This is a genomic window from Nonomuraea jabiensis, assembly GCF_014204795.1.
GTDB classification, from domain to species: domain Bacteria; phylum Actinomycetota; class Actinomycetes; order Streptosporangiales; family Streptosporangiaceae; genus Nonomuraea; species Nonomuraea jabiensis.
Window position 1 is genome coordinate 3,292,337 of the sequence record NZ_JACHMB010000001.1, and the last position, 25,800, is coordinate 3,318,136.

The 25,800-nt window shown below is 70.1% G+C and carries 30 protein-coding genes; 16 read left to right on the top strand and 14 right to left on the bottom strand.

Annotated features, from left to right (window positions below; all coding sequences use genetic code 11):
* Positions 1–141: 141 nt before the first annotated feature.
* Genes HD596_RS14735 through HD596_RS14750 form a run of 4 tightly spaced genes read left to right on the top strand, consistent with a single transcriptional unit; the run spans position 142 to position 5,950 of the window.
* Complete coding sequence (locus tag HD596_RS14735) at positions 142–705, top strand: HK97 family phage prohead protease (RefSeq protein ID WP_185069785.1); 564 nt, start codon at positions 142–144, stop codon at positions 703–705.
* Complete coding sequence (locus HD596_RS14740; protein WP_185069786.1) at positions 702–2,144, top strand: phage major capsid protein; 1,443 nt, start codon at positions 702–704, stop codon at positions 2,142–2,144. Before HD596_RS14735 ends, HD596_RS14740 begins: the two co-directional genes overlap by 4 nt.
* Before the next feature lie 10 nt (positions 2,145–2,154).
* The gene (locus HD596_RS14745; RefSeq protein WP_185069787.1) at positions 2,155–2,463 is read left to right on the top strand and encodes a hypothetical protein; all 309 of its coding nucleotides are present in this window, start codon (positions 2,155–2,157) and stop codon (positions 2,461–2,463) included.
* The gene (locus HD596_RS14750; protein ID WP_185069788.1) at positions 2,450–5,950 is read left to right on the top strand and encodes a hypothetical protein; all 3,501 of its coding nucleotides are present in this window, start codon (positions 2,450–2,452) and stop codon (positions 5,948–5,950) included. The genes HD596_RS14745 and HD596_RS14750 overlap by 14 nt, the downstream gene beginning before the upstream one ends.
* An 84-nt stretch (positions 5,951–6,034) precedes the next feature.
* On the opposite strand, the gene HD596_RS14755 is transcribed toward HD596_RS14750, so the two are convergent.
* The 7 genes from HD596_RS14755 to HD596_RS14785 form a co-directional block, all read right to left on the bottom strand.
* Positions 6,035–6,679: a hypothetical protein gene (locus tag HD596_RS14755; RefSeq protein ID WP_185069789.1), complete on the bottom strand. Its 645-nt coding sequence runs from the start codon at positions 6,677–6,679 to the stop codon at positions 6,035–6,037.
* Positions 6,680–6,827: 148 nt separating this feature from the next.
* Entirely contained in the window at positions 6,828–7,130 is a 303-nt protein-coding gene (locus tag HD596_RS14760) for a DUF6907 domain-containing protein (protein WP_185069790.1), read from the bottom strand.
* Positions 7,131–7,227: 97 nt separating this feature from the next.
* A complete protein-coding gene (locus HD596_RS14765) occupies positions 7,228–8,064 on the bottom strand; it encodes a helix-turn-helix domain-containing protein (protein WP_185069791.1) in 837 nt (278 codons plus the stop codon).
* An 11-nt stretch (positions 8,065–8,075) separates the two neighbouring features.
* Positions 8,076–8,594: a DUF6879 family protein gene (locus tag HD596_RS14770; protein ID WP_185069792.1), complete on the bottom strand. Its 519-nt coding sequence runs from the start codon at positions 8,592–8,594 to the stop codon at positions 8,076–8,078.
* On the bottom strand, positions 8,595–8,792 hold the full coding sequence (locus HD596_RS14775; protein ID WP_185069793.1) for a hypothetical protein: 198 nt from the start codon (positions 8,790–8,792) through the stop codon (positions 8,595–8,597).
* A 161-nt stretch (positions 8,793–8,953) separates the two neighbouring features.
* Positions 8,954–9,202 (bottom strand): hypothetical protein, encoded by a 249-nt coding sequence (locus HD596_RS14780; protein WP_185069794.1) that lies wholly within the window; start codon positions 9,200–9,202, stop codon positions 8,954–8,956.
* Positions 9,202–9,417 (bottom strand): hypothetical protein, encoded by a 216-nt coding sequence (locus HD596_RS14785; protein ID WP_185069795.1) that lies wholly within the window; start codon positions 9,415–9,417, stop codon positions 9,202–9,204. Before HD596_RS14785 ends, HD596_RS14780 begins: the two co-directional genes overlap by 1 nt.
* Before the next feature lie 148 nt (positions 9,418–9,565).
* Here HD596_RS14785 and HD596_RS14790 point away from each other — a divergent pair, with 148 nt between their 5' ends.
* Positions 9,566–9,748 (top strand): hypothetical protein, encoded by a 183-nt coding sequence (locus tag HD596_RS14790; RefSeq protein WP_185069796.1) that lies wholly within the window; start codon positions 9,566–9,568, stop codon positions 9,746–9,748.
* Between the two features lie 26 nt (positions 9,749–9,774).
* Here the strand turns inward: HD596_RS14790 and HD596_RS14795 are convergent, their stop codons facing one another.
* Complete coding sequence (locus HD596_RS14795) at positions 9,775–10,320, bottom strand: radical SAM protein (protein WP_313044074.1); 546 nt, start codon at positions 10,318–10,320, stop codon at positions 9,775–9,777.
* Positions 10,321–10,335: 15 nt separating this feature from the next.
* On the bottom strand, positions 10,336–10,908 hold the full coding sequence (locus HD596_RS14800; protein ID WP_185069797.1) for an NADPH-dependent FMN reductase: 573 nt from the start codon (positions 10,906–10,908) through the stop codon (positions 10,336–10,338).
* A gap of 88 nt (positions 10,909–10,996) precedes the next feature.
* Here HD596_RS14800 and HD596_RS14805 point away from each other — a divergent pair, with 88 nt between their 5' ends.
* From HD596_RS14805 to HD596_RS14835, 7 genes are all read left to right on the top strand, one after another.
* A complete protein-coding gene (locus tag HD596_RS14805) occupies positions 10,997–11,329 on the top strand; it encodes a winged helix-turn-helix transcriptional regulator (RefSeq protein ID WP_185069798.1) in 333 nt (110 codons plus the stop codon).
* 185 nt (positions 11,330–11,514) lie between these two features.
* Positions 11,515–12,639: a S1 family peptidase gene (locus HD596_RS14810; protein WP_185069799.1), complete on the top strand. Its 1,125-nt coding sequence runs from the start codon at positions 11,515–11,517 to the stop codon at positions 12,637–12,639.
* Positions 12,640–12,777: 138 nt separating this feature from the next.
* Positions 12,778–13,155 (top strand): VOC family protein, encoded by a 378-nt coding sequence (locus HD596_RS14815; RefSeq protein WP_185069800.1) that lies wholly within the window; start codon positions 12,778–12,780, stop codon positions 13,153–13,155.
* A 17-nt stretch (positions 13,156–13,172) separates the two neighbouring features.
* The gene (locus HD596_RS14820) at positions 13,173–13,541 is read left to right on the top strand and encodes a VOC family protein (RefSeq protein ID WP_185069801.1); all 369 of its coding nucleotides are present in this window, start codon (positions 13,173–13,175) and stop codon (positions 13,539–13,541) included.
* An 81-nt stretch (positions 13,542–13,622) separates the two neighbouring features.
* Positions 13,623–14,309 carry a DUF998 domain-containing protein gene (locus HD596_RS14825; protein WP_185069802.1) on the top strand — a complete coding sequence of 229 codons (687 nt, stop codon included), beginning with the start codon at positions 13,623–13,625 and terminating at the stop codon, positions 14,307–14,309.
* Positions 14,310–14,365: 56 nt separating this feature from the next.
* Positions 14,366–16,756: a sensor histidine kinase gene (locus HD596_RS14830; RefSeq protein WP_185069803.1), complete on the top strand. Its 2,391-nt coding sequence runs from the start codon at positions 14,366–14,368 to the stop codon at positions 16,754–16,756.
* Complete coding sequence (locus HD596_RS14835) at positions 16,753–17,130, top strand: DUF742 domain-containing protein (protein ID WP_185069804.1); 378 nt, start codon at positions 16,753–16,755, stop codon at positions 17,128–17,130. Before HD596_RS14830 ends, HD596_RS14835 begins: the two co-directional genes overlap by 4 nt.
* Here the strand turns inward: HD596_RS14835 and HD596_RS14840 are convergent.
* The 5 genes from HD596_RS14840 to HD596_RS14860 form a co-directional block, all read right to left on the bottom strand.
* Positions 17,127–17,699 (bottom strand): GTP-binding protein, encoded by a 573-nt coding sequence (locus tag HD596_RS14840; RefSeq protein WP_185069805.1) that lies wholly within the window; start codon positions 17,697–17,699, stop codon positions 17,127–17,129. The two genes, HD596_RS14835 and HD596_RS14840, sit on opposite strands and share 4 nt — an antisense overlap.
* Positions 17,680–18,042: a DUF742 domain-containing protein gene (locus HD596_RS14845; RefSeq protein WP_185069806.1), complete on the bottom strand. Its 363-nt coding sequence runs from the start codon at positions 18,040–18,042 to the stop codon at positions 17,680–17,682. The genes HD596_RS14840 and HD596_RS14845 overlap by 20 nt, the downstream gene beginning before the upstream one ends.
* Positions 18,039–18,446, bottom strand: coding sequence for a roadblock/LC7 domain-containing protein (locus HD596_RS14850; protein WP_185069807.1), 408 nt, complete (start codon positions 18,444–18,446; stop codon positions 18,039–18,041). Before HD596_RS14850 ends, HD596_RS14845 begins: the two co-directional genes overlap by 4 nt.
* A 13-nt stretch (positions 18,447–18,459) precedes the next feature.
* Positions 18,460–20,616 carry a sensor histidine kinase gene (locus HD596_RS14855; protein WP_185069808.1) on the bottom strand — a complete coding sequence of 719 codons (2,157 nt, stop codon included), beginning with the start codon at positions 20,614–20,616 and terminating at the stop codon, positions 18,460–18,462.
* A gap of 167 nt (positions 20,617–20,783) precedes the next feature.
* Positions 20,784–21,641, bottom strand: a complete 858-nt coding sequence (locus HD596_RS14860; RefSeq protein WP_313044083.1) for a PrsW family intramembrane metalloprotease — start codon at positions 21,639–21,641, stop codon at positions 20,784–20,786.
* Positions 21,642–21,867: 226 nt separating this feature from the next.
* On the opposite strand from HD596_RS14860, the gene HD596_RS14865 reads away from it, so the two are divergent.
* From HD596_RS14865 to HD596_RS14880, 4 genes are all read left to right on the top strand, one after another.
* Positions 21,868–22,068 (top strand): NfeD C-terminal domain-containing protein, encoded by a 201-nt coding sequence (locus HD596_RS14865; protein ID WP_185069810.1) that lies wholly within the window; start codon positions 21,868–21,870, stop codon positions 22,066–22,068.
* A 14-nt stretch (positions 22,069–22,082) separates the two neighbouring features.
* On the top strand, positions 22,083–23,555 hold the full coding sequence (locus tag HD596_RS14870) for an SPFH domain-containing protein (protein ID WP_185069811.1): 1,473 nt from the start codon (positions 22,083–22,085) through the stop codon (positions 23,553–23,555).
* Positions 23,556–23,632: 77 nt separating this feature from the next.
* Positions 23,633–24,964, top strand: a complete 1,332-nt coding sequence (locus HD596_RS14875) for a flotillin family protein (protein ID WP_221519328.1) — start codon at positions 23,633–23,635, stop codon at positions 24,962–24,964.
* 107 nt (positions 24,965–25,071) lie between these two features.
* The gene (locus HD596_RS14880) at positions 25,072–25,719 is read left to right on the top strand and encodes a hypothetical protein (protein ID WP_221519329.1); all 648 of its coding nucleotides are present in this window, start codon (positions 25,072–25,074) and stop codon (positions 25,717–25,719) included.
* Positions 25,720–25,800 lie beyond the last annotated feature (81 nt).

Here is a 25,800-nt window from a genome sequence, read left to right on the forward strand (position 1 = left end):
CACGGGCCGCCCGGCCACCGGCAGCGCCCCTGCCACCAGCCCGGCACCCTCGCCGCCGACGTCCGGACGCTTGCCGGAGCGCACCTGCGCCACCACTCGCCGCCGTCGATCACTCGACCTTGCGATCTGTGGTGGCTGCCCATGACCCTGATTCGAGCCTTCCCGAACGGCGATCTGTCGCTCGGGCGCGATGGCCGCACCGTGACCGGCGTCGCCGTGCCGTTCGGCGTCCAAGCGGACGTCAACGACGGCTACGGGATGTACCGCGAAGAGTTCCGGCGCGGCGCGTTCACCAGGACGATCGCCGAGCGCGGCAACCGCGTGAAGGTGCTCGCCCAGCACAACCGCAACACCATGCCCATTGGACGCGCGACCCTTCTCCGCGAGGACCCCGCCGGGCTGTACGCCGAGCTGCGCATCAGCCAGACGACGGCCGGCGACGAGGCGCTGGAGCTGATCCGCGATGGCGCGCTGGACGGCCTCTCGATCGGCTTCAACGCCATCCGCGACGAGCGCGGCGCGGACGGCACGGTCATCCGCACCGAGGTCCGGCTGAACGAGATCAGCGTCGTTCCGTTCGCCGCCTACGAGAGCGCCACGATCACCGGCGTCCGCTCCCAGGACGCCAGGCCCCACCTGAACCTGGCCCGCGCGCGACTCGCGCTCATCGAGGCCACCCTGAACCTGAAGGAGGAGCGGCGATGACTCAGCCGCACATCCCGCCCGCACAGAACTTCCGCGCACAGGACTACCACCGCCAGGCGGCCGACCTCACGCGAGACCGTGACGACCTGCTCGCGCAAGCACGGCACATCCTGAACACCGCCGAAGCCGAGGGCCGCGACCTCACCGAGGCGGAGCGCACCGAGCACGCCGAGCTGCTCACCCGCATCGAGGGGCGCACGACCGACATCGCCACCAGCCAGGACCGCGCCAACCGGATGGATCACCTGATCCACACCGTGCGCAGCGGCCGGGCCGGCTTCGAGCACGGCGACGGCAACCGCCCGGTCGACTACGGGACGCAGCAGTTCGGCGATCGGCAGTACGCCTCGCTGAGCGTTACCCGCAACGAGGCGGTCTATCGCCGCGGCGACCCTGGCGTGTCGTGGGTGCGCGACCTGGTCGCCGCAGGCATGCACCACGACCGCGACGCCGCCGACCGGCTCCGCAGCAACAACCGCGAGGTCGCCGGCCTGACCCGCGCCCTGTCCACGACGGACGGCGCCGGCGGCGAGTTCGTGCCGCCCGCGTGGCTGGTCTCCGAGTGGGTGCACCTGGCGCGCGCCGGCCGCGTGGTCGCCAACCGGATGCGCGGCCAGACCCTCCCGGCAGGCACCGACGTGATCAACCTGCCGAGGGTGGCGACCGGCACGAGCACCGCCGAGCAGGCCACGCAGAACACCGCCGTGTCGAACACTGACGCCACGACCGACAGCGTGGCCGCGAACGTGGCGACGCTCGCCGGTCAGCAGGTCGTCTCCCTGCAGCTCATCGAGCAGAGCCCGGTCAACATCGATGACGTACTGCTCGCCGACCTGCTCGCCGATCTGGCGGTCAAGGTGGACACGTTCGTGATCAACAACAACGCGGCGAACAAGCGAGGACTGCTCAACGTGAGCGGCCTCAACGCGATCTCGTACACGGACGCCTCGCCAACGGTCGGCGAGCTGTATCCCAAGCTGGCCGACGCGATCCAGCAGATCCACACCGGACGCTTCATGGCCGCGGACCACATCTTCATGCACCCGCGCCGGTGGGCGTGGATCATGGCGGCGGTGGACACGCAGTCCCGGCCGCTTGCGGTCCCGGCGGCAAACGCTCCGCAGAACGTGATCGCGGCGGTGGGCACCGTGGCGGCGGAGGGCTTCGTGGGCAGCATGCACGGTTTGCCCGTTTTTGTCGATCCGAACATTCCGGTCAATTTGGGCGCGGGCACCAATGAGGACCGGGTCATCGTCGCTCGCGCGAACGACGTGATCCTTTATGAGAGCCTGCCCCGTGCCGAGGCGTTCCGCGAGCCGCTCGCTGCACAGATGAGCGTCCTGCTCAGGGTGTACGAGTACGTCGCCCTGCACAGTGCCCGATACCCGAAGTCCATCAGCGTGATCAGCGGTACCGGGCTGATCGCGCCGACGTTCTAAGGCGGCCCCCATGAGCCAGGCCGAGTGGGACGTCACTCACCTCGACCCCGTCACGGGGACGCCGAGCTGGGACGAGCAGGCCATACACAGGAGTGGGGCCGGCGCGGAACGGGAGCCCGCGCCGGACCCCGAGGCGGTGCACGCCCAAGCTCTTTTCCGGGAGCGCGAGGGGTACGTCCGCCGCGGCCTGGCTGACCGCGTGGCCGCCGTCGACGCCGAGCTGACCCGGTTGGGCCATCCGGGGCCCGCCGGGCAGCAGGTGACCGCCAAGCCTGCCCGCAAGAGCCGGGCCAGGAAGGTTACCGATGGCGTCGCGTGACCTGATCATCGCGCTGAAGTCGAAGTGGGATGACAGCGGCTTCCAGCACGGCAACACGAGTACCAAGGCGTTCGCAAGCGAGTTGGGGCGGCTGGAGCGGCAGGCCCGGCAGCAGCGTGAGGCGCTCGCGCAGAGCGGCGCCCAGGCCGGCCGGTTCAGCGAGCAGCTCGACGACATCGGCCGCACGTCTATCCGCACCCGCCGATTGCTGGAGAACGCCACCCGGCGGCTTCCGGCGATCGAGATCACGGCGGACACCGGGGACGCTGAGCGGGAAGTCGCGGCCCTCTCGACGCGTCTTCGGGCGCTGTCAGACATGCGCATCGGGATCGACGTCGATGCCCGGGAGGCGGCGAACGAGGCGGAGGCGATCCGCCGTCAGCTGACCGAGCTGGCGGCGATGAACCCCGAGGTGTTCGTCGGCGCCAACGTCGAGCGCGCCATCCGCGATCTGGACCGGGTCGAGCGGGAGGCCCGCGACCTCGACCGCCGCGTCAACGTCAAGGTCGACGTGGACGGGGCCAGCGCGGCGTCCGCGGCGATCGGCTTGATCGGATCGGCACTCGCCACAGTCCGCTCGTCTGCCCCACTCACCGGGGCGGCGGTGGCGGCCGGGATCGGTGCGCTGCCTGGCATTGCCGCCGTTGCGGCCAACGCGGTCACGGTCGGTCTGGGCGGGGCCCTGGCCGCCCTGGGCCTGGCCGCGGCGCACGGCTCGGATGCCGCACAGGACGCGATCGGACACCTGAAGGAGGCGGCCAAGCGCGAGGCCGCCCTGATGGGTCAACCCTTCGAATCGGTCTGGACCAAGATCGTTCAAGTTGCCGAGCGTGAGCTGATCAAGCTGTCGCCGGTGGTCCGCCGCAACCTCGCCGAGCTCGCCCCCGAATTCGAGGGCTTCGTCGACGATGCGGGCGCCAGCCTGGAGGAGCTCACGCCGACCCTCGACGGAGTCGAGCGCGCGTTCTCCGCTGTGCTGTCCAAGCTCGGTCCCCAGATGCCGGAGATCCTCCGACATTTTGCTGCGGCGATCAATGCGATCACCCAGGCCGTCGAAGAGGACCCGCAGCTCCTGGCCGATTTCGTGACCAACCTCGCCAAGGTGACCGAGTGGGCGGCCAACGCCACCGCATCCCTCGCGAAATTCGTGAGGTGGTCGCAAGAAAACGCGGCGGCGATCAAGGGGCTGATCGCCGTGACCAACCCGGCCGCCGGCGCCCTGGGGCTCTTCGTGGGCCAGGCGGACGAGGCCGGGCGCACGAGCCTCAACATGGGCCTGGCCACCCGCGAGGCGGCCGATGACCTCAAGGTGATCGGCACGTCCGCCGACGAAGCGTCACAGGAGATGCGCGCGGCTTGGGCGTCCGCGTACGCCGAGTTCTCCAAGCTGGGCGACCTGCTGTCCTCCGCCCGCTCCCGGGCGTCCGGACAAGAGAGCCTGGCGGCCGCGCAAGCGCGCGCGGCTGAGGTACAGAAGCAGGGCGCCGAGCGGATCGCACGGGCGGAACGCGAGCTCGCCGACACTCAGGAGCAAGCCGCGGAGCGCGTGAAGGCTGCCAAGCAGCGGGTTGCGGACGCGCACCGGCAGGCCGCCGAGGCGGTGGAGGCCGCCCAGGAGCGGGTGCGGGACGCCGAGGCCGCCGTGACCGCGGCGGAGGAGGAAGGGGCCCGCCGGGTCGAGGACGCTCAGCGGCGCGTCGACGACGCCCGTGAGCAGATGGCGAGGGTCGCCGAGGAGTCCGGCCGCCGGATTGAGGACGCCGCACAGAGGTTGGCCGACGCCCAGGCGGACGCCGCGGCACGGCAGGTGGACGCCGAGCGGCGCGTGGCCGACGCCCACCGGCGCACGCAGGAGGCGGTCGAGGACCTCACTGCCGCGCGGGAGCGGGCGCAAGAGCGCATCGAGGACCTGATCGCCGCTGAGTCCGGCGCTGCCCTCGACGAAGAGGGCGCGCAACTCGCGATCGACCGAGCCCGGCAGCGCCTCGACGAGATCAACGCCGATCCGAACGCGACCGAGCTGGACCGGCGCGAGGCGGACCTGGCCTACAGGCAAGCGCTCCAGCGGCTGGAGGAGGTCCGCCGGCGCAACGCCGAGCTGCGCGACGACCTGGCCGACGCGCAACGTCGGGGGATCGACGGCTCGACCGAGGTCGTGGATGCGATCGGCCGGATCGAGGATGCCCGTCGCGCCGAGGCCGAAGCCGCGGATGCCGCGGCCCGGCAGCGGGAGGAGTCCGCCCGCACGGTGGCTGATGCCGAGCAGGCCCTGGCGTCCGCGTACGCCGAGGCGGCCCGGCAGAGGGAGGACGCTGCTCGGGGCCTGGCGGACGCCGAGGCCGAGCTGGACCAGACGCGGGTCGAGTCAGCGAAAGCCGTGCAGGAGGCTCAGAAGGAGGTCGCTCGCGCCCAGCAGGACGCCGCCCAGGTGGCCAAGGACTCCGCTCGCACGGTCGCGGAGGCGCAGGCGGAAGCCGCCAAGGCGGTTCGGGACGCCTCCCGGGAGATCGCCGACGCTGAGCGGGCCGTCCGCGATACCCGGCAGGAAGCCGCTCGCGACACCCGCTCCGCCAATGACAGCGTGCTGGAGTCGTGGGCCAAGCTGCGCGGTGACGCCAAGCTGACCAGCGCCGAGCTGCTCACCGAGCTCGAGAGGCAAGTCCGCGATCAGGAACAATGGCGGGCCAACTTGGTCCACCTGGCCGGCCGAGTGCCCCCGGAGATGCTCGACGAACTGGCCAAATTGGGGCCGGGCGCGGCCGGCGTCGTCGCCACCGCGGCGCAGATGTCGGACGCGGAGCTGGCCAAGCTGATCGGCTTGTACGGCCGGTCGGGCAAGTCGGCCGGCGACGAGTTCGCCAAGAACCTGAACGAGGCCGAGGACGTGTTGCGCCTGATCGGGTACCGCCACGGCGAGGCGGTCGCCGACCAGGTCCGACGGGCCATGGACAATGGCCGGCTGAGCGTGTTCGAGGCGGCGAGGCGGATCGGCCTGGAGATAGACCGGGGAATCATGGGTGACCGGGTGGTCACCATCCGAACCGAGGCACAAGAGTTCGCGGCGCGGATCTCCCAGCAGGCCAATGGCGGCATCCTGACCGGCTTCGCGGACGGCGGCATCGCCCGGTTCGCGGCCGGCGGCGAGCACCACGTCGCACAGATCGCGTCGGCGAACACGATCCGCGTGTGGGCGGAGCCGGAGACGCAGGGGGAGGCTTACATCCCGCTCGCGACCTCGAAGCGGCAGCGTTCGGAGGAGATTCTCGGCGAGGTCGCGGAGCGGTTCGGCGGCCGGTACTACCGCACGATGCCCGTGAGCCGCTCGCCTGTCTCGGCGAACCTGGGCAGCATGCTCCGTCCGATGAACAACTACAGCATCACGGTGCAGGTGCCGCCGAACGCCGACATGGCCAACATCGGAGCGACGACCGTGCGCGCGATCCAGGAGTTCGAGCGCCGCTCGGGGACCGGGTGGCGGGCGAAGTGAGAAAGGGGGCCGTCCTCGGAGGGGCCCGGCTCGCAGCGGCGCCAGGCGCGTTCGGCGGCGCGAGCGTGATCCGAGGACGGCCGTCTACACCCCCACTCGGGGAACCCCTCCAGTCCCTCGGGCGGGGGCGGTCTGTGGCTCGGCTGCGAGCCTCAGGTCGTCGAGAGTGACCAGGAGTTGTTTGGCCAGCGTGTAGTCGAGCCGGGCGAACGCGTCCAGCGGTATCTCCGTCGCCTGTCCCACGGCCACGAGGCGGTTTCCGGCCCGCTGGTACACCTCTCCTGCCACGGCGTATGGTTCGACGTCTCGGGCGGTGTAGACACGCGAGTGCTTCCGCAGAATGGGGCACAGCATGCGAGCCTCGGGGATGCAGGCCCGGCACGTCGGTGGCGCGTTGGTGGACAGCTCGCCCGCAGGAGTGCGGATCGGGTCGTCCGCCATCACCCACCAGATCCGGCCGTTCTCGTCTTTGGCCGACTGCCCGCACACCTGACACAGGCAGTGCCACATGCACCGGCGCTGGCGGATCGTGTTGACCAGCTTCCACTGGGGATTGCCCGCGCGGGAGAGGCCGTGCCGATGCCACAGCACTCCGAACATCCAGTCCGTCTCAACCGGGTCGGCATAGGAGAGCCGGATACCATCCGTCGCCTCCGCCGATCGGGCGAGCGCCAGCTGGTAGGTGACATCTTCCCCGTCGTAGGCGGTGACGTAGGGGACGCGCCTCACGGCCAGTCTCCCGCCACGAACGGCACGTCGCCCGAATCTTCCGGCAACTTGCCGGAAGGGACCCAGACCCACCGCAGGCGCTTGAAGGGCGGCACGACGGCGGGACGCCTGGGAGCGGACTCGCCGTCGTGCCGGTCTAGGGGTTCCCTCATAGCTCGCCCGCCAATCGGGCCAGCTCCAACAGCGCGCGCGCCAGCTCGACAGCCTCGCCTGGGAGGAGGCGCGCGACCGGCTGCTCGTCAACTTCCATGTGGATCAGCGGGCGAGCGTCGTCCGGGCCCTGTCTGAGGTCGAGGTAGAGGCGCGGCGTGTGCGCGGCGGTGCCGTCCGCCGTCACCGTCACGTCGAGCAGCTCGGCGAGATGCCTCGCCTCGCCGTCATGGTCCCCGGCGCACCAGGCCGGGCAGGTGGCGGGCGGTGGTGTGGGGGATACGGACCGGGAGGTGCCCATGGCTAGGACGGTAGGGCGGTGATTTGCGCGCGACAATGATTATTCTCGAATATTCGATATCGCTGGTGTTGAGGGCTGAGCAGCGAAAACGCGAGAATCAGCGGGTGAGATCGTCCAGTGCGCATGTGATCAGTTTCCGGGCCGCGGCGCCGTAGCTGGCAGTGGCCGCGAGCTTGTCGAAGACGCGTCCGTACAGCGCGATTTCCTGGGGTTGGGTCAGCGTCAGCTCGGCGCCGATCGTCTCGACCAGGACGCGCTTATCGTCGAAGATCCAAAATCCGTGCTTGGGGGACTCGGTCAGCTCGGCGTCGAACCCGATGACGCCGACGTGGACGGTCCTCATGGCGCACAGGGACACGAGCCGGTCGAGTTGCCCGGCCATCACCTCGACGGGGCACAGCCGGTACCGTAACGCGGCCTCGGTCAGCACGAAGTGCAGACGCTTCCCCGGCCGGTACAGGACCTCCTGTCGCTGCATGCGGACGCGCACGCCCTCGTCTACATCGTTCGGGAGCCCGTGACGCTCGATGGACTGGGCGAGGCGGTGGCGCGCGTAGTCGGGGGTCTGCAGGAGGCCGGGGATCACCGTTGTCTCGAACGCGCGAATATGCTTGGCCGCGGCCTCGAGAGAGATGCTCTGCCGCTGGCGGGCCGACGTGCCCGCGCCGAGTTGCCTCCGCCACTCGGCATACATGGTCTCCAGGACATCCAGCCGGGCCAGCAGCCGCTCAGCCTCGCCCGCGCGGCCAGTGGCCTGCGTCCAAGCGAGAATGTCTTCCCGGGTCGGTGTCTGCCGCCCTGTCTCGATCTTGCTGACCTTGGATTGAGGCCACCCGAGCAGCTCCGCGAGGGCTGTTCCGGTGTACCCGGAACCCTTGCGGGCCTCGCGGAGCTCTCGGCCGAGGCCCTCGCGGGCCTCTTGTACTCGGGTCACGGGAAGCAGTTCTACCTTCCCGCGTACTGGTCGTACGGCATCGCGTGGTGCCAGGCCGCATCCCGCCACTGGCAGTGACGCAGCACCATGTCGGGATCGGTCACCAGCTCATGCTGAAGAGGCCGATCCTGATCGTCGAAGTTGAGCAGGACGAGCCGCGCGGAATCGAAGATCGCGAAGTCGTGATCTGGCAATTCCAACGTCGCAGCGTGCGTGCGCGGCAGGTATCGGACGTCCTCGCCCGCAGCCGCATTCAGCGGAGCGCCGGCCAGCAGCCACCGCACATAGTCGCTGTGCGGTTCGGTGACGACGCGGACCCGCTCGACCCGCTTGCCCTCCCCGGTGGCCGCTTTCATCTTGGCCAACCAGGGCCTGGCGGCTCGTTCCGGGTCAGGCTGCCCCGCGAGGAACCTTCGGAGAGACTCCTGTTCGGACGGGACGTCGTACCGGTCGCGCACCTCGAACTTGAAAGCGGTGTGCTGGAACGCGTCCCACAACGCGCCGAACTCGGCCGGGGTGAGCAGAGCCACTCAGGACTCCTGCGCGAAGCGCAGCAGCGCTTTGGGGATCTCCACGAACGTCTCGCCCGGTAGGACGTCGCGCAGCTCGGCGAGCGCTTCGGGGTCGGTCACCCGGTCGCCCTGGACCACGTAGGTTCCGCGGTCGGTCTCGTACAAGGTGGGGCACTGACCGTCGTCCGACGTGGTGCCGAGGAACCTTAGCTTCATGCTCGGAGCCCTCCCCATATTCGAGAATTTCCTGGACCACCCCGATAGTGAACGGCGAATAGCGGCCGGTCAATGGGTCGTCGCGGAGGGCGCCGCGAACGACGACGCCCCGCCACCCGGCGAGGGGTGACGGGGCGTCGGAACTGGAAAGTGGTTTCCAGTCAGCGCCTGCGGGCGCGCTCGCGGTCGAGGTCGATCACCTCGCCGCCATCGAAGTTGTAGATGAGCGTCACGAGCTGCGCGTTGCAGCGCCTCAGCGCGGCGTACTCCTCGGCGCCGAGCTGCCGCCCGCCGCCCATGATGCCGGACGACGCGGCAACCAGCCTGCGCACGACATCGGCGAGGCTGCGCGCGTCGGCGCGGCTGAGCATGACCGGTTCGGCCGGGTGCCCGATGGCCTCGGCGGTCATCAGATCAGCCTGTTCTGCTCGGCGACCAGCTCGCCCACGAGCGCGCTGCGGGCCTCGTGGAGTGCGCGCAGCGCTTCGTCGATCGCCTTGACGGCGGCGTGCCCGGCGCGGAGCGCCTCGGCGGTGCCCTGCTGGCCGTCGCGTCGAGCCAGCGCCGCCAACGCATCGGCAACGGCCTCGGCGGCGGTGGTGAGATGAGCGGTACGGTGGCCCATAGTCCGACCTCCTCAGTAGGTCAGGATCAGGCCCCGGCCAGTGGTGGAGTCACCGGTTCGGGGCCGCCCTTTTGTGGAGTTATGTATTTATGTGCCACATAAAATCAAGCCTGATTGTGCCGGTCAAGGGCTCGCTACGATTCGGTCCGTGACAGAGAAGCGGAAACGTGGCCGCCCGGCCACCGGTCAGACTCCGAGTCATGGAGTCCGCGTCCCGAAAGAGCTATGGGACAAGGCTGAGAAGAAGGCCAACAGGGAGGGCCGCAACGTCTCTGACGTGGTCCGCGACTGCCTCGACAGCTACACCCGCGAGGACGACGAAGGGGAGTGACCTCTAAATAGGGGTAGTCGGGTGAACTACTGGCAGGTGTAGCGGCAGCCGCGGGTGATCTCGATCGGCCCGTTCCGGCCCACGAAGGAGGGGTACGCGTCGAGCGGCAGCTGCGGCGCCGGCCTCGTGCGCAGGGCGACGCCGTCGGCGTCCTTGATCGCCAGCCCCGGCACCGAGGTGAGCGGCTCGTCCTGCTGGAGCGCCCGGACGAGCGAGATGATCGTGGTCTCGCCCTCGCCGATCCCCGCCAGGTCCCAGCCGGCGTCGATGACCTGCTGCGGCTCGGCCGTGGCGTGCACGCCGCCCGCGATGTGCAGCCCGCGGCCGCCGCTCAGCGACCTGACCGTGGCCAGCTCGGCGGCCATGGCCTCGGCGTCGGGCGAGTAGAACGACCAGAGCACGAGCACGCGGTCGGCCTGGCTGGCGGTGATGTGCTCCGCGGTCTCCTCAGGGGTGGTGCCCAGCCTCAGCTCGTGCTCCACCCCGGCGGTCTCCAGCGCGGCGAGCAGCGCGTGCACGCCGTACGTCACCGCCTTGCGGTAACGGACCACCACACATACAGCCAGTGCCACGTCCGGCAGCGTAGCTCAGGCGGCGCGCATCGGACGCAACGCGCCGGTCAGCTTGGCCAGCTCGGCGAGCATGGCGTCGGCGGCGGAGTCCATGACGTCGTTGGCGCGCACCTTGCCGTCCTCGCCGACGAACTGCGTGTAGAACGGGATGTTCACCGCCTCCACCACCGGGATCATCTTCAGCGTGCTGGTGACCTGGCGCAGGCTGTTGACGGCGCGGGTGCCGCCGGAGACGCCGCCGTAGCTGACGAACCCGGCCGCCTTGTGCTGCCACTCGTGGTGCAGGTAGTCGAGGGCGTTCTTCAGCACGGCGTTGAAGCTGTGGTTGTACTCGGGGGTCACGAACACGTACGCGTCGCCCCGCTCGACGGTGGCGCTCCACTCCTTGGTGTGCGCGTTCACGTACTGCTTGAGCCGGGGGTGGTTGGGCTCGTCCAGGAACGGCAGCGCGACCTCCGCCAGGTCGATCAGCTCGACCTCGAACAGCCCCGACGCCACGGCCTTGCCCTGGAACCACTCGGCGATGGCGCGCCCGGCGCGACCGGGGCGGGTGCTGGCGACGACGATCTGCAGGACCGGCTTGCCCATGACATGCTCCTTCACTCAGGCGGGTGTAGCTACTCAACATTATTGAGCTGCTACATATTTCTGAGCAAGCGTTGGTAGGATTTGTGGCATGAGTCTCGATTCGGTATGCGTGCGCTTCCACGTCGCCTTAGAGCTGATCGGCGCCCGCTGGTCGGGCGCGGTGATCCACATGATCTTCAAGGGCGCCCACCGGTACGCCGACCTCAAGGCGGCCATCCCCGGCATCAACGACACGATGCTGGCCCGGCGGCTGCGCGAGCTGGAGAGCGCCGGGCTCATCGAGCGCCGCGTGCTGCCCACGTCGCCGGTGCGCGTCGAATACCACCTGACCGAGATGGGGCAGGAGCTGCGGCCGGTGCTGGACGAGCTGGTGACGTGGGCGCACAAGTGGATCCCGTTGCCGGAGGCGGAGTCCGCCTAGCGATCCGGCATTCAGTGACGGGCGGTAACGGTGCCATGCCGACCCGTCACGCTTTAAGGCGATAAATCGGGCTATGCCACCTGTGTCCGAAAAGCCCCCATAACACCGAAATAGAGGCTCTTTGGCATGCTGGCAGGCGCCTTAGCAGCCGTTAGCTTGACAGCACCCCCACCCGAGGAGTGCACATGTTGAGTAAACGCTGTGCGTTGGTGGGCGGCGTCATCCTCGCCGCCTGCCTGGCCGCCCCCCTCAGCCCCGCAGCAGCTGACCCGGCGCCTCAATCCGCCTCCCCATCCCTCCCCCCGTCCGTGGTCGACGCGCTGGAGCGCGACCTCGGCCTGTCCGAGCAGCAGGTCACCACCCGGCTGGCCAACGAGGAACGCGCCGCGGCCACGCAGGCCACGCTCACCTCCCAGCTCGGCGCGTCGTACGGCGGCGCCTGGCTGAACGACGACGCCTCCAAGCTCCTGGTCGCCACCACCGACCCGAACGCCACCGCCACCATCCAGGCCCAGGGCGCCGAGCCGGTCGTGGTCGCGCGCTCGCTCACCCAGCTCGACGCGATCATGCAGCAGCTCGACCGGGCGCCGAAGCGGGCCCAGGCCGGGGCCGCGCTGTGGTTCGTGGACGTCAAGACCAACAGCGTCTCCATCCAGGCGCCCACGGTAGCGGCCGCCGAGGCCCTGGCCAAGGCCGCGGGCGTGGACAGGAGCGCGGTCAGCGTGGCGGCGACCGCCGAGCGGCCCGTGCCGCTGATCGACATCATCGGCGGAGCCCCGTTCTACATCGGCTCCAGCCGCTGCAGCGTCGGCTTCTCCGTCACCAGGGGCAGCACCCCCGGTTTCGTCACCGCCGGGCACTGCCGCGTGGCCACCAACACCACCAACCCGACGGGCACCTTCCAGGGCGCGTCCTTCCCTGGTAACGACTACGCGTGGGTCGCCGCTCCCGGCAACACCCCGCAGCCCTGGGTACGCGGCTCCGGCGGCGCGAACGTGATCGTCCGCGGCTCCACCCAGGCCGCGGTCGGTGCGTCCATCTGCCGCTCCGGTTCGACCACCGGCTGGCGCTGCGGCACCATCCAGCAGCACAACGCCACGGTCAGGTACTCGCAGGGCACCGTCACCGGCCTGACCCGCACCAGCGCCTGCGCCGAGCCGGGCGACTCGGGCGGCTCGTTCATCTCGGGCAGCCAGGCCCAGGGCGTCACCTCGGGCGGCTCGGGCAACTGCTCCGTCGGCGGGACCACGTACCACCAGCCCGTCAACGAGATCCTGAGCGTCTACGGGCTCACCCTCCGCACAGGCTGACCCGCGGCGCCGAACTCCGCGCGGCACGCCCGGCTGGGCGTGCCGCGCGGAAGTTTTTTGCGTTCACAGCGATGAGTTCTCCCGCCCCGTCCGGTCTGTCTGATGGAAAGCACGTCAACACCATCGGAGGAGCTCGCGATGAGGCGACCCGTTCTCGGCAGCCTGCTGCTCGCCAGCACGAACCCCGAGCGTCTGCGCACCTGGTACGCCGACGCCCTCGACCCGGAGGACAACTCCGACGTCGGCGGCTACGGGGTGCTCAAGTTCGGCGAGTGCTACCTGTTCATCGACACGCGGACGGACGTGTCGGACAAGAATCCCGAGCCCGGCAGGGTGATCCTGAACTTCGACGTGGCCGACGCCCGCGCGGTCGCCGCGCGCATGGAGAGCGCGGGCGTGACGTGGCTGGCCGAGCTCGAGGACCGCGACGGCAGCCTGTTCGCCACCGCGATCGACCCGGACGGCAACTACGTCCAGATCATCCAGCTCAGCGAGGCCCACCGGGCGGGCATGTGACATCGGGGGAGGCGATCATGTTCGGGACGACGAAGGCGTTCAGCGGTTTCTCGGTGAACGACATCGCGGCGGCCAGGCAGTTCTACGGGGAGACCCTGGGGCTGCGGGTGTCGGAGGAGCGCGGGATGCTGACGCTCCACATCGCCGGGGGCACCGACATCCTGATCTACCCGAAGGAGCAGCACACCCCGGCCACGTTCACGATCCTCAACTTCCCGGTCGAGGACATCGACAAGGCGGTGGACGAGCTGGCGGGGCGAGGGGTGCGCTTCGAGCGCTACGAGGGCTTCCCGCAGGACGCGAAGGGCGTCATGCGCGGTGAAGGCGGCCCCATCGCCTGGTTCACGGACCCGGCCGGCAACGTGCTGTCGGTCATCCAGCCGTAACCACCTCTCAGGGTCGGGTCAGGGTCGGCTCGGGGACAGGGCCCGATGTTAAACACCCGTCCCCGGCGGGAGAGTTGCTTCATGACCGCAGTGAAGAGGCTCTCCCCCCTGATCGCCTGCGCCGCGATCCTGTTCTCGGTGGTCGCCGTGCTGGTCGGGCAGTTCGGGCCCGACCCTCAGCTCGACCCCATGAACGTCACCGTCAGCGAATACGCCGTGTCCGACCGCGGGGGCGTCACGGAGGTCGCCATGGCGGTGCTCGGGCTGGGGTCCCTGGCGCTGCTCGTGGGGTTGCGGGCGGCCGGGGCGCCGGTGCGGGGGATGCCTCAGTGGTTGCTGGGGGTGTGGTCCGGGGCCCTGGTCGTGGCGGCCGTGGTCCCGACCACGCCCCTCGGGGCGGATCTCGACCTCGCGGCCCAGATCCACCGGTACGTGTCCGTGGCGGCGTTCGTGAGCCTGCCCGCCGCCGGGGCGCTGATGGTGCCCAGACTGGGCTCAGACGCCCGCTGGAAGCCCGTGGCGCGGGTGGTCGAGTGGGTGGCCCTGGCCGGGGGGTTCGGGCTGCTGGCGATCACGTACGTGGCCCTGCCCGGCGAGCGGGTGATGATCGGGCTCGTCGAGCGGTTGCTGCTGGGCGCCGAGGTGACCTTGCTGGGCGTTCTGGCCGCGTGGCTGGCCTGGCTGACCTGGCGTCCGGTCAGCCGCGCGGCCCGTGCACAACATGCAGATTTCCTGACATATCACAGATTTATCGCAAGTCGATCTTAAAACCACCTGTTTCGATGCTATTCTCTCCCGCGATCTTCTATCCGGGAGCAGGTGTCATGGCATCGGGCAGATCCATCAGATTCAAGATCTCGACGCTGCTCGTCATCCCCTTGGTCTCCCTGGTCGCACTCTGGGGCTTCGCCGCGAGCACCACGTCGGGAGACGCGCTCAACCTGCTCAAGGTCGAGACCATCTGGACGGGCGTCATCAACAACGCCGACGGCCTGATCTCCAACCTCCAGACCGAGCGGCTGGCCTCCGCCGAGCGGATCGCGGGCACCGTCACGGACCCCGACGCGCTGAACAAGGCGCGGGCCAAGGTCGACAACAACCGCAAGACGCTGCGCGAGCGCGCCATGTCCGAGGACGTGCAGTCGGCGCTCACGCAGGACATGAAGACCCAGCTCCAGAACGTCTTCGAGGCGATCAACCGGATCCCGGACATCCGCAGCAAGGTGGACGACCGCAAGCTCACCCCCGGCACCCTCGTCACCGAGTACGCGAAGGTCTCCGACGAGATCCACCTGCTGTACTCCAGGATGATGGTCAGCACCGACCTCCAGATGGCGCTCCAGGCGCAGGGCCTGATCGCCGCTGACGAGGTACGCGAGCTGCTGAGCCGGGAGCACGCCCTGATCGTCGCCGGCAACGGCCGGATGACCATGCACTCCGACCTCCACCTGCTGGCCGGCCTGGACAACACCAGGACGTACCTGTTCCCCAAGGCCCTGGCCAACCTCGACACCGAGCTGCGGGCCCCGTTCGAGAAGCTGTACTACTCCCCGCGCTACGGCACCATGGAGAACCTGCTGGAGAGCTACATCTCCGGCCAGCCGGTGGACGTCGAGCTGTGGCGGGGCGTCTCCGAGCAGGTGCAGAAGGAATACCGTGAGGCCGTCTGGCGCACCGGCGACAAGCTGCTGGCCAGGATGGAGCCCGCGGGCCTGGGCATCCTGGTGCGGGCCGCCGTCGCGGGCGCGCTCGGCCTCATCGCCGTCATCTTCTCCATCGTCATCTCGATCAAGGTCGGCCGCAGGCTCACCCGCGAGCTGCGGACGCTGCGCCGTACCGCGCTGGACCTGGCCGAGATCAGGCTGCCGGAGGTCGTGACGAAGCTGCGCAAGGGCGAGAGCGTGGACATCGCCACCGAGGCGCCGCCCATCACGGTGGGCCGCGGCGCGACCAGCGAGGTCACCGACCTGGCCGCGGCGTTCGACAGCGTGCAGAGCACGGCCGTGGACGCGGCCGTCGAGCAGGCCAGGCTGCGCGAGGGCGTGTCGCAGGCGCTGCGCAACCTCGCCCGGCGCAGCCAGTCGCTGCTGCAGCGCCAGCTCAAGATGCTCGACGAGATGCAGCGCCAGACGGAGGACCCGGAGGCGCTGGAGCGCCTGTTCAGGCTCGACCACCTGACCACCCGCATGCGCCGCCACGCCGAGGGCCTGGTGCTGCTCTCGGGTGGCGCGGCGGGCCGCAGGTGGCGCGGCGTCATCCCGATCGAGGACGTGCTCAGCGGCGCGGCGGCCCAGGTCGAGGAGTACACCCGGGTACGCGTCTACCCGATGACCGAGTGCGGCGTCTCGGGCGCGGCGGTGGCCGACCTCATGCACCTGTTCGCCGAGCTGATCGAGAACGCCGCCTCCTTCTCCTCGCCCAGCAACGAGGTCTCCGTACGCGGTGAGATGGTCGGCCGGGGCTTCGCCGTCGAGATCGAGGACCGCGGCCTGGGCATGGACGAGGCCACCCGCAGGGGCATCAACGCGCGCCTGGCCAACCCGCAGGAGTTCGACCCCTCCCAGACCGAGCGGCTGGGCTTCGCGGTGGTCGGCATGCTCGCGGCCAGGCACGGCGTCAAGGTGACGCTCAAGCCCTCGCCGTACGGCGGCACCACCGCCATCGTGCTCGTGCCCGGCTCCCTGGTGGAGCCCATGGCGACCCCGGTGCAGCCGATGGCCTTCGAGTCCGTCTCGGTCTCGGTGCTCGGCCGCGGTGAGGTCCGGCAGGAGCCCACGGGGCCGGGCGAGCTGCCGCGCCGGGTCCGTACCAGCAAACGGGGCCAGCAGGCGGGCGGGAGCGGCCCCGTGGCCGTGCCCCAGCAGCAGACGGGCAGCGACCCGGTGACCGCCCTCCCGCAGCAGCAGGAGCCCGACCTGCCGCGCCGCCAGCGGCAGCGGGAGACGGGCCTGCCCCAGCGCGAGCGGGAGACGGGGTTGCCCCAGCGCGAGCGGGAGACGGGGCTGCCGCAGCGCGAGCGGCAGCGGGAGACGGGCCTGCCGCAGCGCGAGCGGCAGGCGGGCCTGCCGCAGCGGCTCAAGCAGACGCCGCCACCAGCGCCGCCGGCCGAGGAGCGCTCACCGGAGGAGGCCCGGGCGCTGCTCTCCTCGCTCCAGTCGGGCTGGCAGCGCGGGCGGCAGGACGCCAGTGACCAGGATGGGGGATCTCAATCGTGAGCGGCGAGCACGAGTGGGTCGATGAGGAGGCGGGTCCCGTGGTGCGGCCGTACGCGGTCGCGCGTGGGCGTACCAGGCCCACGTCCTCCAACGCGCTCGACCTGCTGGCGACCGTCGCCGGGACGGGGCTGCCCGTCCCGGCCAAGGCGGAGCTCAGCGCTCAGCACCGGCGGCTGCTGAGCGTCGTGGCAGGTCAGTCCAGGCCCGTCGCCGAGGTCGCCTCGGATCTGAGCCTGCCCGTCGGCGTCGTGAGAGTGCTGCTGGGCGACCTGCTCGACCACGGACTGGTCACGGTCCGCCCGCCGCGCGACAAGGCCGCGACGCCCACGGAGAGCCTGCTCCGAGAGGTGATCAACGGCCTCAGGGCGCTCTAGTTCGCCGAGGTCAGCGTCCGCAGGGAGTGCTCCACGAGGGCGATCATGACTTCCTTGGCGGAGGTGCGCCGCCGCACGTCGCACAGCATGACCGGCACGTCGTCGTCCAGGTCGAGCGCGATGCGCACGTCCTCGACGCTGTGCCGCGCCGCCCCGTCGAAGCAGTTGACGGCCACCACGAACGGCGTGCCGCGCTGCTCGAAGTAGTCGACGGACGGGAAGCAGTCGGTCAGCCGCCGCGTGTCCGCGATCACGACGGCGCCCAGCGCGCCGTAGGACAGCTCGTCCCACATGAACCAGAACCGCTCCTGCCCGGGCGTCCCGAACAGGTACACGACCAGCCCGTCGCGGATCGTGATGCGGCCGAAGTCCATCGCCACGGTCGTGGTGTTCTTGGCCTCCACGCCGTCGAGGTCGTCGATTCCGATCCCACGGTCGGAGAGCACCTCTTCCGTGCGCAGCGGCTTGATCTCGCTGACCGCCCCGACCAGTGTGGTCTTGCCGACGCCGAACCCCCCTGCGATGAGAATCTTCAGCGCGACGGGGTCCTCAGAGAGCACGGAGTCCATTGATCACTTCCTTGAGAATGCGCTCATTCGACCGCGACCCTCCGGATGAGGGCGACGACACCGAGATGAGGCCGTGGTCACGCATGTCGCCCAGCAGGACCCGGACGACGCCGACGGGCAGGTCGAGCTCGACGGCCAGGTCGGCCACCGAGATCGGATTACGTGCTGCCCGCAGGATGAGTTGCTGTTCGGGGCCGAGCTCGCCAGGCGGGTCGCCGATGGCGCGCACGGTTGCCACGAGGTCGAACGCGTCCCCTGAGGAACGCGTACGGCCGCGGATGAGAGCATAGGGCCGAACGACGGGCCCCGCGTCCTCATCGAACCACTGCGGGCTATCGCTCATGACGCTCCAGCGCGCGGATTGGTGGTGATGTGCTGGCCCACCCGCTTGACCAGCATCGCCATCTCGTAGGCGATGTGGCCGACGTCCACGTTCGCATCGGCGATCACGGCCAGGCAGGTGCCCTGTCCCGCGGCTGTCACGAACAGGAAGGCCGACTCCATCTCCACAATGGTCTGACGCACGTCGCCGCCGCCGAAATGGCGTCCGGTGCCACGGGCCAGGCTCTGGAACCCGGCCGCCACGGCCGACAGGTGCTCGGCGTCCTCCCGGGTCAGACCCTTCGAGTGACCCACCGCCAGGCCGTCGGTCGACAAGATGACGGCCTGGCGCACCGCGGCGACCCTGGTGGCAAGATCGTCCAGCAGCCAGTTGAGCTCACCGGCGTTGGTGGTCGGCAAAGTCATGCATCCCCCTTACTCATGGCCCCTCCTCAGAGGCTTCTTCTCGGGCGCGTTGGGTCCCCCGCTGGAACGCGGAGAACAAGTCCCTTACCTCGTCCGGAGAGCGTTCGGGCGGCGGCTCCTGCCCACGCGGCTGCTGCCCACGGGGCTCCTGCCCGCTCGGCTCCTGTTCGGGAGCCCGCTCCTGCCCGAGCGGCGGGCTCTCCTTGAGCTGCGGCACCAGGTTGGCCTGGCGCACCCGTCTGGGCAGTCCCGCGTGGGTGCCCGAGGTCACCACGGCGAGCGCCTTCTTGCGCGTACGGCTCGGCAGATCGGCCTTGCCGTCGACGTCGCCCGCCTCCAGCGCCGCCTGCTCGGTCACCATCGAACGCGGCACGAGCACGATGGCCGTCGTCCCGCCGAAGGGCGAGGCCCGCAGCAGCACCTTGATCCCGTACCGTTCCGCCAGCTTGGCCACCACGAACAGGCCCAGCCTGTCGCTGTCGGCCAGGTCGAACTCCGGCGGCGCGGCCATCCGCGTGTTGAACGCCGAGTACTCGGCGACCGACAGCCCGAGCCCCCGGTCCTCCACCTCGATGACGTATCCGTTGCTCACCAGGTCGCCGCGCACCTGGACCGTGGTGTCCGGCGGCGAGTAGATGGTGGCGTTCTCGACCAGCTCGGCCACCAGGTGGGTGAGGTCGGCGGCGGCGGTGCCGTCGACCGCGGCGACCGGCATGCCCTCGACGGTGACCCTGGTGTAGTCCTCGATCTCGGCGATGGCCGCGCGGACGATGTCGATCACGGGCACCGGCTTGCGCCAGGCCCGTCCCGGCGCGGACCCGGAGAGGATCATCAGGCTCTCCGCGTGCCGGCGCATGCGGGTGGTCAGGTGGTCGAGGCGGAAGAGCTCCTCGAGCCGGTCGGGGTCGTGCGTACGGCGCTGCATGGCGTCCAGCAGCGAGAGCTGCCGGTGCAGCAGACCCTGCTTGCGCCGGGCGAGGTTGAGGAAGACCTGACCGACCCCGCGCCGCATCGCGGCCTGGCCGACCGCCGCCGTGACGGCGGTGCGCTGCACGGAGCCGAAGGCCCTGGCGACGTCGGTGATCTCGGCGGAACCGTGCACCCTGATCGCCTTGGCCTCCTTCCGCACGTCGACCTCCTCGCCCTTGCGCAGCCGCTCGACGATGTCGGGCAGCCGGCTCTGCGACAGCTCGATCGCGGCGGTACGCAGCCCGGCCAGCTCGCCGGCCAGGCGGCGGCCGAAGCGTACAGAGATGATGATCGAGGCGAGCACGGCGATCAAGCCCACGCCGCCCGCGATGGAGATCTTGACGACGGTGGAGGTCGCGGCCTCGGACGTGCGCGTGGCCAGCACGCCGGCGGAGGAGGAGCCGAGCTGGTCGAGCCGTGCGGTGAGCTTGTCGACGGCCTCGGTCCAGCCCTCGGCGGTGGGGGGCGGGCTGCCGGTCTTGATGATCCGCGCTTCCAGGGTGGCGAAGGTCTGGAACGGCTCGGAGGCGAAGACCTGCTCGTACGGCCGGCGCAGCGACACGTCGAGCCCGGCCAGGCCGCGCGAGTGCAGGAACTTCCTGGAGGCGGCGTACTCGGTGAAGGCGGAGACCTCGGGCGGGGTGAGCCGGCGGTCGGCCAGCGCCCCGATGACGAGCGCGTGCTCCCTGGCGATGTACTCCCTGGCCATGCCCATGGCCTGCAGCGAGGACGCCTGCTGGAAGATCGTCAGGTCGGAGACGGAGACCAGGTGGTCGTAGAGGGTGAAGATCGCGTCGAGGATGCGGTTGTACGCGTTCAGCCCGGCCAGCCGGGAGCCGAGGCCCCCGTCGATGTCGGCCCTGATCGCCGGGAGACGGCCGACGGCGGATTCGAGGGTGTCGAGCGGCAGCCGCAGGTCGTCGCCGACCGAGCCGCCGGCCTCCATGACGGCCAGCTTGAAGTCGGTGACCGACCGGTCGGTGCGGGCGCGCTGGGCGCTGAGCACCGAGGTGAGCTTACGCGTAGTGAGCGTCTCCGCGGAGCGCACCCGCTCGGCCTGCAGCTGTAGTCCCAGGTCGGTGGAGGTGACGCCGAGGGTCCGATAGAGCGTGTTCGCGCGGAGCAGTGACTGGGCGTCGCCCATGGTGAGGTTGAGGACGAAACCCCAGAGCGCGCTCAGAGACAGAAGGGGTAGCAACAACAATAAGAAGATCTTGAACCGAATTGACCGGTTTCGCGAGCCCATGTCCCAACCTCGAGTCGGGGGCATTTCCACACCTTGTGTAAATACACCTCCGGAAGATCGCATAGGAGACTAGCACCGTTTATGGTTCCGGCGCAGTGGGAGGAACAGGTTCATTACCGTGATTATTGGGACAAGATCTCGCGCCCGCGACGCGCCCTGCCGGCGATCGTCCGCAGCCACAGCAGCGCTACCAGGGAGATCGTGATGAGGCCCGCCCAGTTGATCACGGTGTACACGTGCACCTGCCACGCGCTCACGTTCGGGACCCGGCCGATGCGCAGGAGCTCCCACTGCCAGGGCAGGCCGGTCAGCACGAGCGTGATCGCGATCGCGATGGCGGTCATGGAGTCCCAGAGGGCGTGCAGCAACGAGACGCCGAGATAGGCCAGGACGACGGAGCCGGTGATCCGGCCGCGCGCCGCGAAGAGCACGCCGCCCGCGATGGCCGTCCACAGGCCGTGCCCGACGGGCGACAGGATGCCGCGCAGCACCTCGGTCTCGACGAGCTGCGACAGCGACAGGCCGTCGGCGGTGAAGAGGGCGTTGAAGGCGTACCCGGCGCTCTCGAACGCGGCGAAGCCGAAGCCGACGGTGGCGCCGAGCACGATGCCGTCCCGGGCGGAGCGCCGGACCATCCTCCTGGTGACGAACACCAGCGCGCCGAGCTTCACGCCCTCCTCGATGAGGCCGACGAGGACGTACATGATGATCGACGGCCGGATCAGCAGGCTCTCGAGGAGGGAGGCGCCGAGCACGCCCAGCACGCCGCCCACCACGAACGCCACGAACAGCATCTCGACCGTCACCTGCGGCGAGCGGTCGCGCCCGTAGGCCCAGACGACGAACGTCACGGGCACCAGGAAGCTGCCGAACAGCACCACGGTCGGCACGAGGTTGGAGTTGGCCGTCCAGGCGGTGACCGCGACGCTGGCCAGCCACAAGACGAACCCGATCAGGAAGACCCGCAGCCACAGCTTCACAGCGCCTTCACCTCCACAGCGCGGAGGGCCGCCGTGACGGCGCCGCCAGGCCGAGCCCAAACCGTCGAACCGCGAATACCCCGTTCCCCAGGCGTCAACCGTCGTCCCAAGCGCCAATCGTCCCGAATGTCCGTATGTCTGGGCCCGCCGGAATCTTTCGTGCGGCCTATTACCGCGCATGCCCGTTTGGAGTAGCGTCCGGACTATCGCGAGCGGGGGGAGTCCGGTGGTCGGCAAGCAGGGCAGGGTCACGGGAAAGATCGGCCCAGGGCTCGTCGGCGAGGTCATGATCCCGGTCAGGGGCGGCGTGGAGGCGTTCTACGCACATCCCAGCGTGCCCGACGAGGAGTTCCTGACCGGATCCATCGTGGTCGTGGTCGAGTACTTCCCCCCGCGGACCGTCTATGTGGCCAGGGCGCTCGTCTGAGGGAGGCGGCTCCGATGTCCCCCGAGTTCTCCATCGCCGCCGGCGGCATCGTCGCCGCCGCAGTCGTCATCATCCTGCTGTTCAAGGCCGTGTGGCGGGTCGCCGAACCCAACGAGGCCCTGATCATCTCCGGGCTGGGCGCCCGCCGCCGTGGCGAGGGCGTGGACAGCCTGGGCTTCAAGATCATCACCGGCAAGGGCACGGCCGTGCTGCCCGGGTTCCAGGCGGCCAGGCGGCTGCGGCTGGACACCAGGGCCGCCAACCTCCAGGTCTCCTGCGTCACCCAGCAGGGCATCCCCGTGCACATCCGCGGCGTGGTCATCTACAAGGTCGGCGACGACCTGTCCTCCATCGCCAACGCCGCCCGCCGCTTCCTCGACCAGCAGGACTTCATGACGAGCGCCATCCACGAGCTGTTCACCGGCCACCTGCGCTCGATCATCGGCAACCTCACCATCGAGGACCTCATCCTCAACCGCGAGCGCCTGACCAGCGAGACCAGGGCCTCGGCCGCCGACGAGATGAGCAAGCTGGGTCTGATCGTCGACTCCCTGCAGATCCAGGAGATCGACGACGAGACCGGCTACATCGTCAACCTCGGCAAGCCGCACGCCGCCAAGGTCGCCTCCACCGCCCGCATCGCCCAGGCCCAGCGCGACCAGGAGGCCACCGAGGCCGAGCAGATCGCCGCCGCGAACATGGCCGCCGCCCGCCGTGACTCCCGCATCAAGGAGGCCTCCTACCAGGCCGAGATCGACCGGGCCCAGGCCACCGCCCGCCAGGCGGGGCCGCTGTCGGAGGCGACCGCCCGCCAGGAGGTGGTGGTCCAGGAGACGAAGGCCGCCGAGCTGGAGGCCAAGCTCGCCGAGCAGCGGCTGCAGTCGCAGGTGCGCAAGCCCGCCGACGCCAAGGCGTACGAGACCGTCACGCTCTCCCAGGCCGAGCGCGACGCCCGCATCGCGCAGGCCGAGGCCGAGGCCAGGGAGACCGAGCTGCGCGCCGCCGCGCAGGCCTCCCAGGTCAAGCTGGCCGCCGCGGCCGAGGCCGAGTCGGTACGGCTGCGCGGCGAGGCCGCCGGAGCCGCCACGAAGATCGCCGGCGAGGCGGAGGCCCAGGCCGCGCAGGCCCGCGGTCTGGCCCAGGCGGAGGCCGCCAAGGCGCTGGGCCTGGCCGAGGCGGAGGCGTCGTCGGCCAAGGGCCTGGCGGAGGCCCAGGCGATCAGGGCGCGCGCCCAGGCGCTCAAGGAGAACCAGGAGGCGGTCATCGCCCAGCAGCTCGCCGAGCGCTGGCCGGAGATCGTGGAGGCGGGCGCGAAGGCGTTCGGGAACGTGGACCACATGGTCGTGCTGAACGGCGCCCAGGGCGTCGAGGAACTGCTGGCCAAGGCCCTCACGCTGGGCGGCGCCGGGATCGGCCTGGCCAGGGCCCTGCTCAACGGCGCCACTCCCAATGGGAAGGAACCGGAAATATCTAGTAAAGCGCCTTGATCGGGCGTACCTTCTAATGGGGCGAGCCGGGAAGTCTGGTCGGCGACTCATACGTCGACGTCCTCCCGGAGCCGGTCATGGACTTAATGCTCGCAGGCATCATCGCCCTCATCGCTTTCGTCGCCGTCGTGGCGTTCAAGCTGGTCTGGCGGGTCGCGGAGCCGAACGAGGCGATCCTCATCTCGGGCCTGGGCGCCCGCGGCCGGGAGACGCTCGGCTTCAAGATCGTCACGGGGAAGGGCGCGCTGGTCGTCCCGGGGTTCCAGACCGCGCGCCGCATGTCGCTCGACAGCCGCGTCTCCCAGCTCGAGGTCAAGTGCGTCACCAAGCAGGGCATCCCGGTGCACGTGCGCGGCGTGGTGATCTACAAGGTGGGCGACGACTTCGTCTCCATCGCCAACGCCGCCCGCCGCTTCCTCGACCAGCAGAAGACCGTGGACGACAAGACGCACCAGCTCTTCTCGGGCCACCTGCGCTCGATCATCGGCAACCTGACGGTCGAGGACCTGATCGTCAACCGGGACGCGCTCACCAACGAGATCCGCACCTCGTCGGCCGACGAGATGAGCAAGCTCGGCCTGAACGTGGACTCCCTGCAGATCCAGGAGATCGACGACGCCACCGGCTACATTTCCAACCTCGGCCGCCCGCACGCGGCCGCCGTGGCCTCGCTGGCCAGGATCGCCGAGGCCCACCGCGACCAGGAGGCCAACGCCGCCGAGCAGGAGGCCGCCATCAAGAAGGCCGCCGCGGTCCGCGAGGCCCGCATCCAGCAGGCCGGGTACCAGGCCGAGATCGACCGGGCGGCGGCCATGGCCAAGCAGGCGGGCCCGCTGGCCGAGGCCACCGCCCGCCAGGAGGTCGTGGTCCAGCAGACGACCGCCGCGGAACGCGAGGCCCTGCTCGCCGAGAAGCGGCTGGAGGGCGAGGTGCGCAGGCCCGCGGACGCCAGGGCGTACGAGCAGGTCACGCTCGCGGAGGCGGCGCGGCGCGCGGCGGTCGCCGAGGCGCAGGCCGAGGCCGAGGGCATCAGGCTGCGCGGCGAGGCGGAGTCGGAGGCGACCAGGCTGCGCGGCATCGCGGAGGCCGAGGCCGCGCGGGCCAAGGGCCTGGCGCAGGCAGAGGCCATCAAGGCTCGCGCGGAGGCGCTGGCGAGCAACCAGGAGGCGGTCGTCGCGCAGCAACTCGCCGAGCGCTGGCCGGAAATCGTCGAGGCCGGCTCGAAGGCGTTCGGAAACGTCGAGCACATGGTGGTGCTGAACGGCGCCCAGGGCGTCGAGGAAATGCTCGCCAAGGCGCTCACGCTCGGGGGCGCCGGATTGGGCCTGGCCAGAGCCCTGCTCAACGGCGGATCGCCAAACGGCGTCGAACCGGAAATCGTTCGTAAAACCGCTGAATCCCGCGAATAGCGACGTTACCCGGCTGTCCGGTCTTCCATTCCTCTAGCGTTTTGACAATGCCGCTGGAGCGAATTGGAGGACGAATGCTTAAGCCTATTTCCGGAATATTCATGGGTTTGCTGGCCATTGCCGGATGTTCCGCCGACAACGCCCCGTCGGCGGCGCCCGCGGCCGCGGCGTCGTCCGCGCCGCAGGCGTCCGCCGAGTCGGCCAGGCTGCGCGCCGCCCTCCTGCCGGTGCCCAAGGGCATGCACGTCGCGTACGGGCCCGAGCTGGGCTCGTTCGGCTCGCTCAAGTCCACCCAGCAGGGCCTCGCGGCCGTCCGCGCGGCCAAGCTGCAGCGGCCGGAGTGCGCGGGCGCGGCCCAGCTCGACGCCGAGAAGCCCGACGTCGCCCAGGCGCCGGCGGCCGTCATCGCCTTCGCCGCCGACCGCGGCTCGATCACGCAGGCCGTGGTGTCGCTGCCCAGGAAGGCCTTCCCCGCGCCGCTGCCCAAGGAGTGCGCCTCGTACACCGCGGACGTGAGCGGTACGCAGGTCACCTACAGGACGCGCATGCTCGCGATGCCGGCCAAGGGCGACGAGTCGCGGGCCTACCTCACGACGGCGGCGGGGGATCAGAAGAACGCGCAGATCGGGTCGGTCATGATCCGGCGGGGGACGCTGATCATGAGCATGCTGGTGGTCGGGCAGCGGGTGAAGCCGCAGGGGCTCTACGAGCTCGCCCGCCTCGCTGACCAGAACCTGGCCCAGATCACCCACTGACCCGCCGCACTCCGGCCGGGGTCCTTCGGGACAGGGGCACCGACCGCACCGCCTGCGCGGCCGCCGTCTGCTCGGGGCTTC

Coding starts and splice junctions, on each gene's coding strand:
- HD596_RS14775 (WP_185069793.1), bottom strand. CDS start 8,792: ATGAAGCTAAGGTTCCTCGGCACCACGTCGGACGACGGTCAGTGCCCC.
- HD596_RS14870 (WP_185069811.1), top strand. CDS start 22,083: ATGTCCCCCGAGTTCTCCATCGCCGCCGGCGGCATCGTCGCCGCCGCA.
- HD596_RS14845 (WP_185069806.1), bottom strand. CDS start 18,042: ATGAGCGATAGCCCGCAGTGGTTCGATGAGGACGCGGGGCCCGTCGTT.
- HD596_RS14875 (WP_221519328.1), top strand. CDS start 23,633: ATGGACTTAATGCTCGCAGGCATCATCGCCCTCATCGCTTTCGTCGCC.
- HD596_RS14760 (WP_185069790.1), bottom strand. CDS start 7,130: ATGGGCACCTCCCGGTCCGTATCCCCCACACCACCGCCCGCCACCTGC.
- HD596_RS14735 (WP_185069785.1), top strand. CDS start 142: ATGACCCTGATTCGAGCCTTCCCGAACGGCGATCTGTCGCTCGGGCGC.
- HD596_RS14850 (WP_185069807.1), bottom strand. CDS start 18,446: ATGACTTTGCCGACCACCAACGCCGGTGAGCTCAACTGGCTGCTGGAC.
- HD596_RS14830 (WP_185069803.1), top strand. CDS start 14,366: ATGGCATCGGGCAGATCCATCAGATTCAAGATCTCGACGCTGCTCGTC.
- HD596_RS14805 (WP_185069798.1), top strand. CDS start 10,997: ATGAGTCTCGATTCGGTATGCGTGCGCTTCCACGTCGCCTTAGAGCTG.
- HD596_RS14740 (WP_185069786.1), top strand. CDS start 702: ATGACTCAGCCGCACATCCCGCCCGCACAGAACTTCCGCGCACAGGAC.
- HD596_RS14780 (WP_185069794.1), bottom strand. CDS start 9,202: ATGACCGCCGAGGCCATCGGGCACCCGGCCGAACCGGTCATGCTCAGC.
- HD596_RS14745 (WP_185069787.1), top strand. CDS start 2,155: ATGAGCCAGGCCGAGTGGGACGTCACTCACCTCGACCCCGTCACGGGG.
- HD596_RS14800 (WP_185069797.1), bottom strand. CDS start 10,908: ATGGGCAAGCCGGTCCTGCAGATCGTCGTCGCCAGCACCCGCCCCGGT.
- HD596_RS14825 (WP_185069802.1), top strand. CDS start 13,623: ATGACCGCAGTGAAGAGGCTCTCCCCCCTGATCGCCTGCGCCGCGATC.
- HD596_RS14840 (WP_185069805.1), bottom strand. CDS start 17,699: ATGGACTCCGTGCTCTCTGAGGACCCCGTCGCGCTGAAGATTCTCATC.
- HD596_RS14750 (WP_185069788.1), top strand. CDS start 2,450: ATGGCGTCGCGTGACCTGATCATCGCGCTGAAGTCGAAGTGGGATGAC.
- HD596_RS14810 (WP_185069799.1), top strand. CDS start 11,515: ATGTTGAGTAAACGCTGTGCGTTGGTGGGCGGCGTCATCCTCGCCGCC.
- HD596_RS14815 (WP_185069800.1), top strand. CDS start 12,778: ATGAGGCGACCCGTTCTCGGCAGCCTGCTGCTCGCCAGCACGAACCCC.
- HD596_RS14820 (WP_185069801.1), top strand. CDS start 13,173: ATGTTCGGGACGACGAAGGCGTTCAGCGGTTTCTCGGTGAACGACATC.
- HD596_RS14785 (WP_185069795.1), bottom strand. CDS start 9,417: ATGGGCCACCGTACCGCTCATCTCACCACCGCCGCCGAGGCCGTTGCC.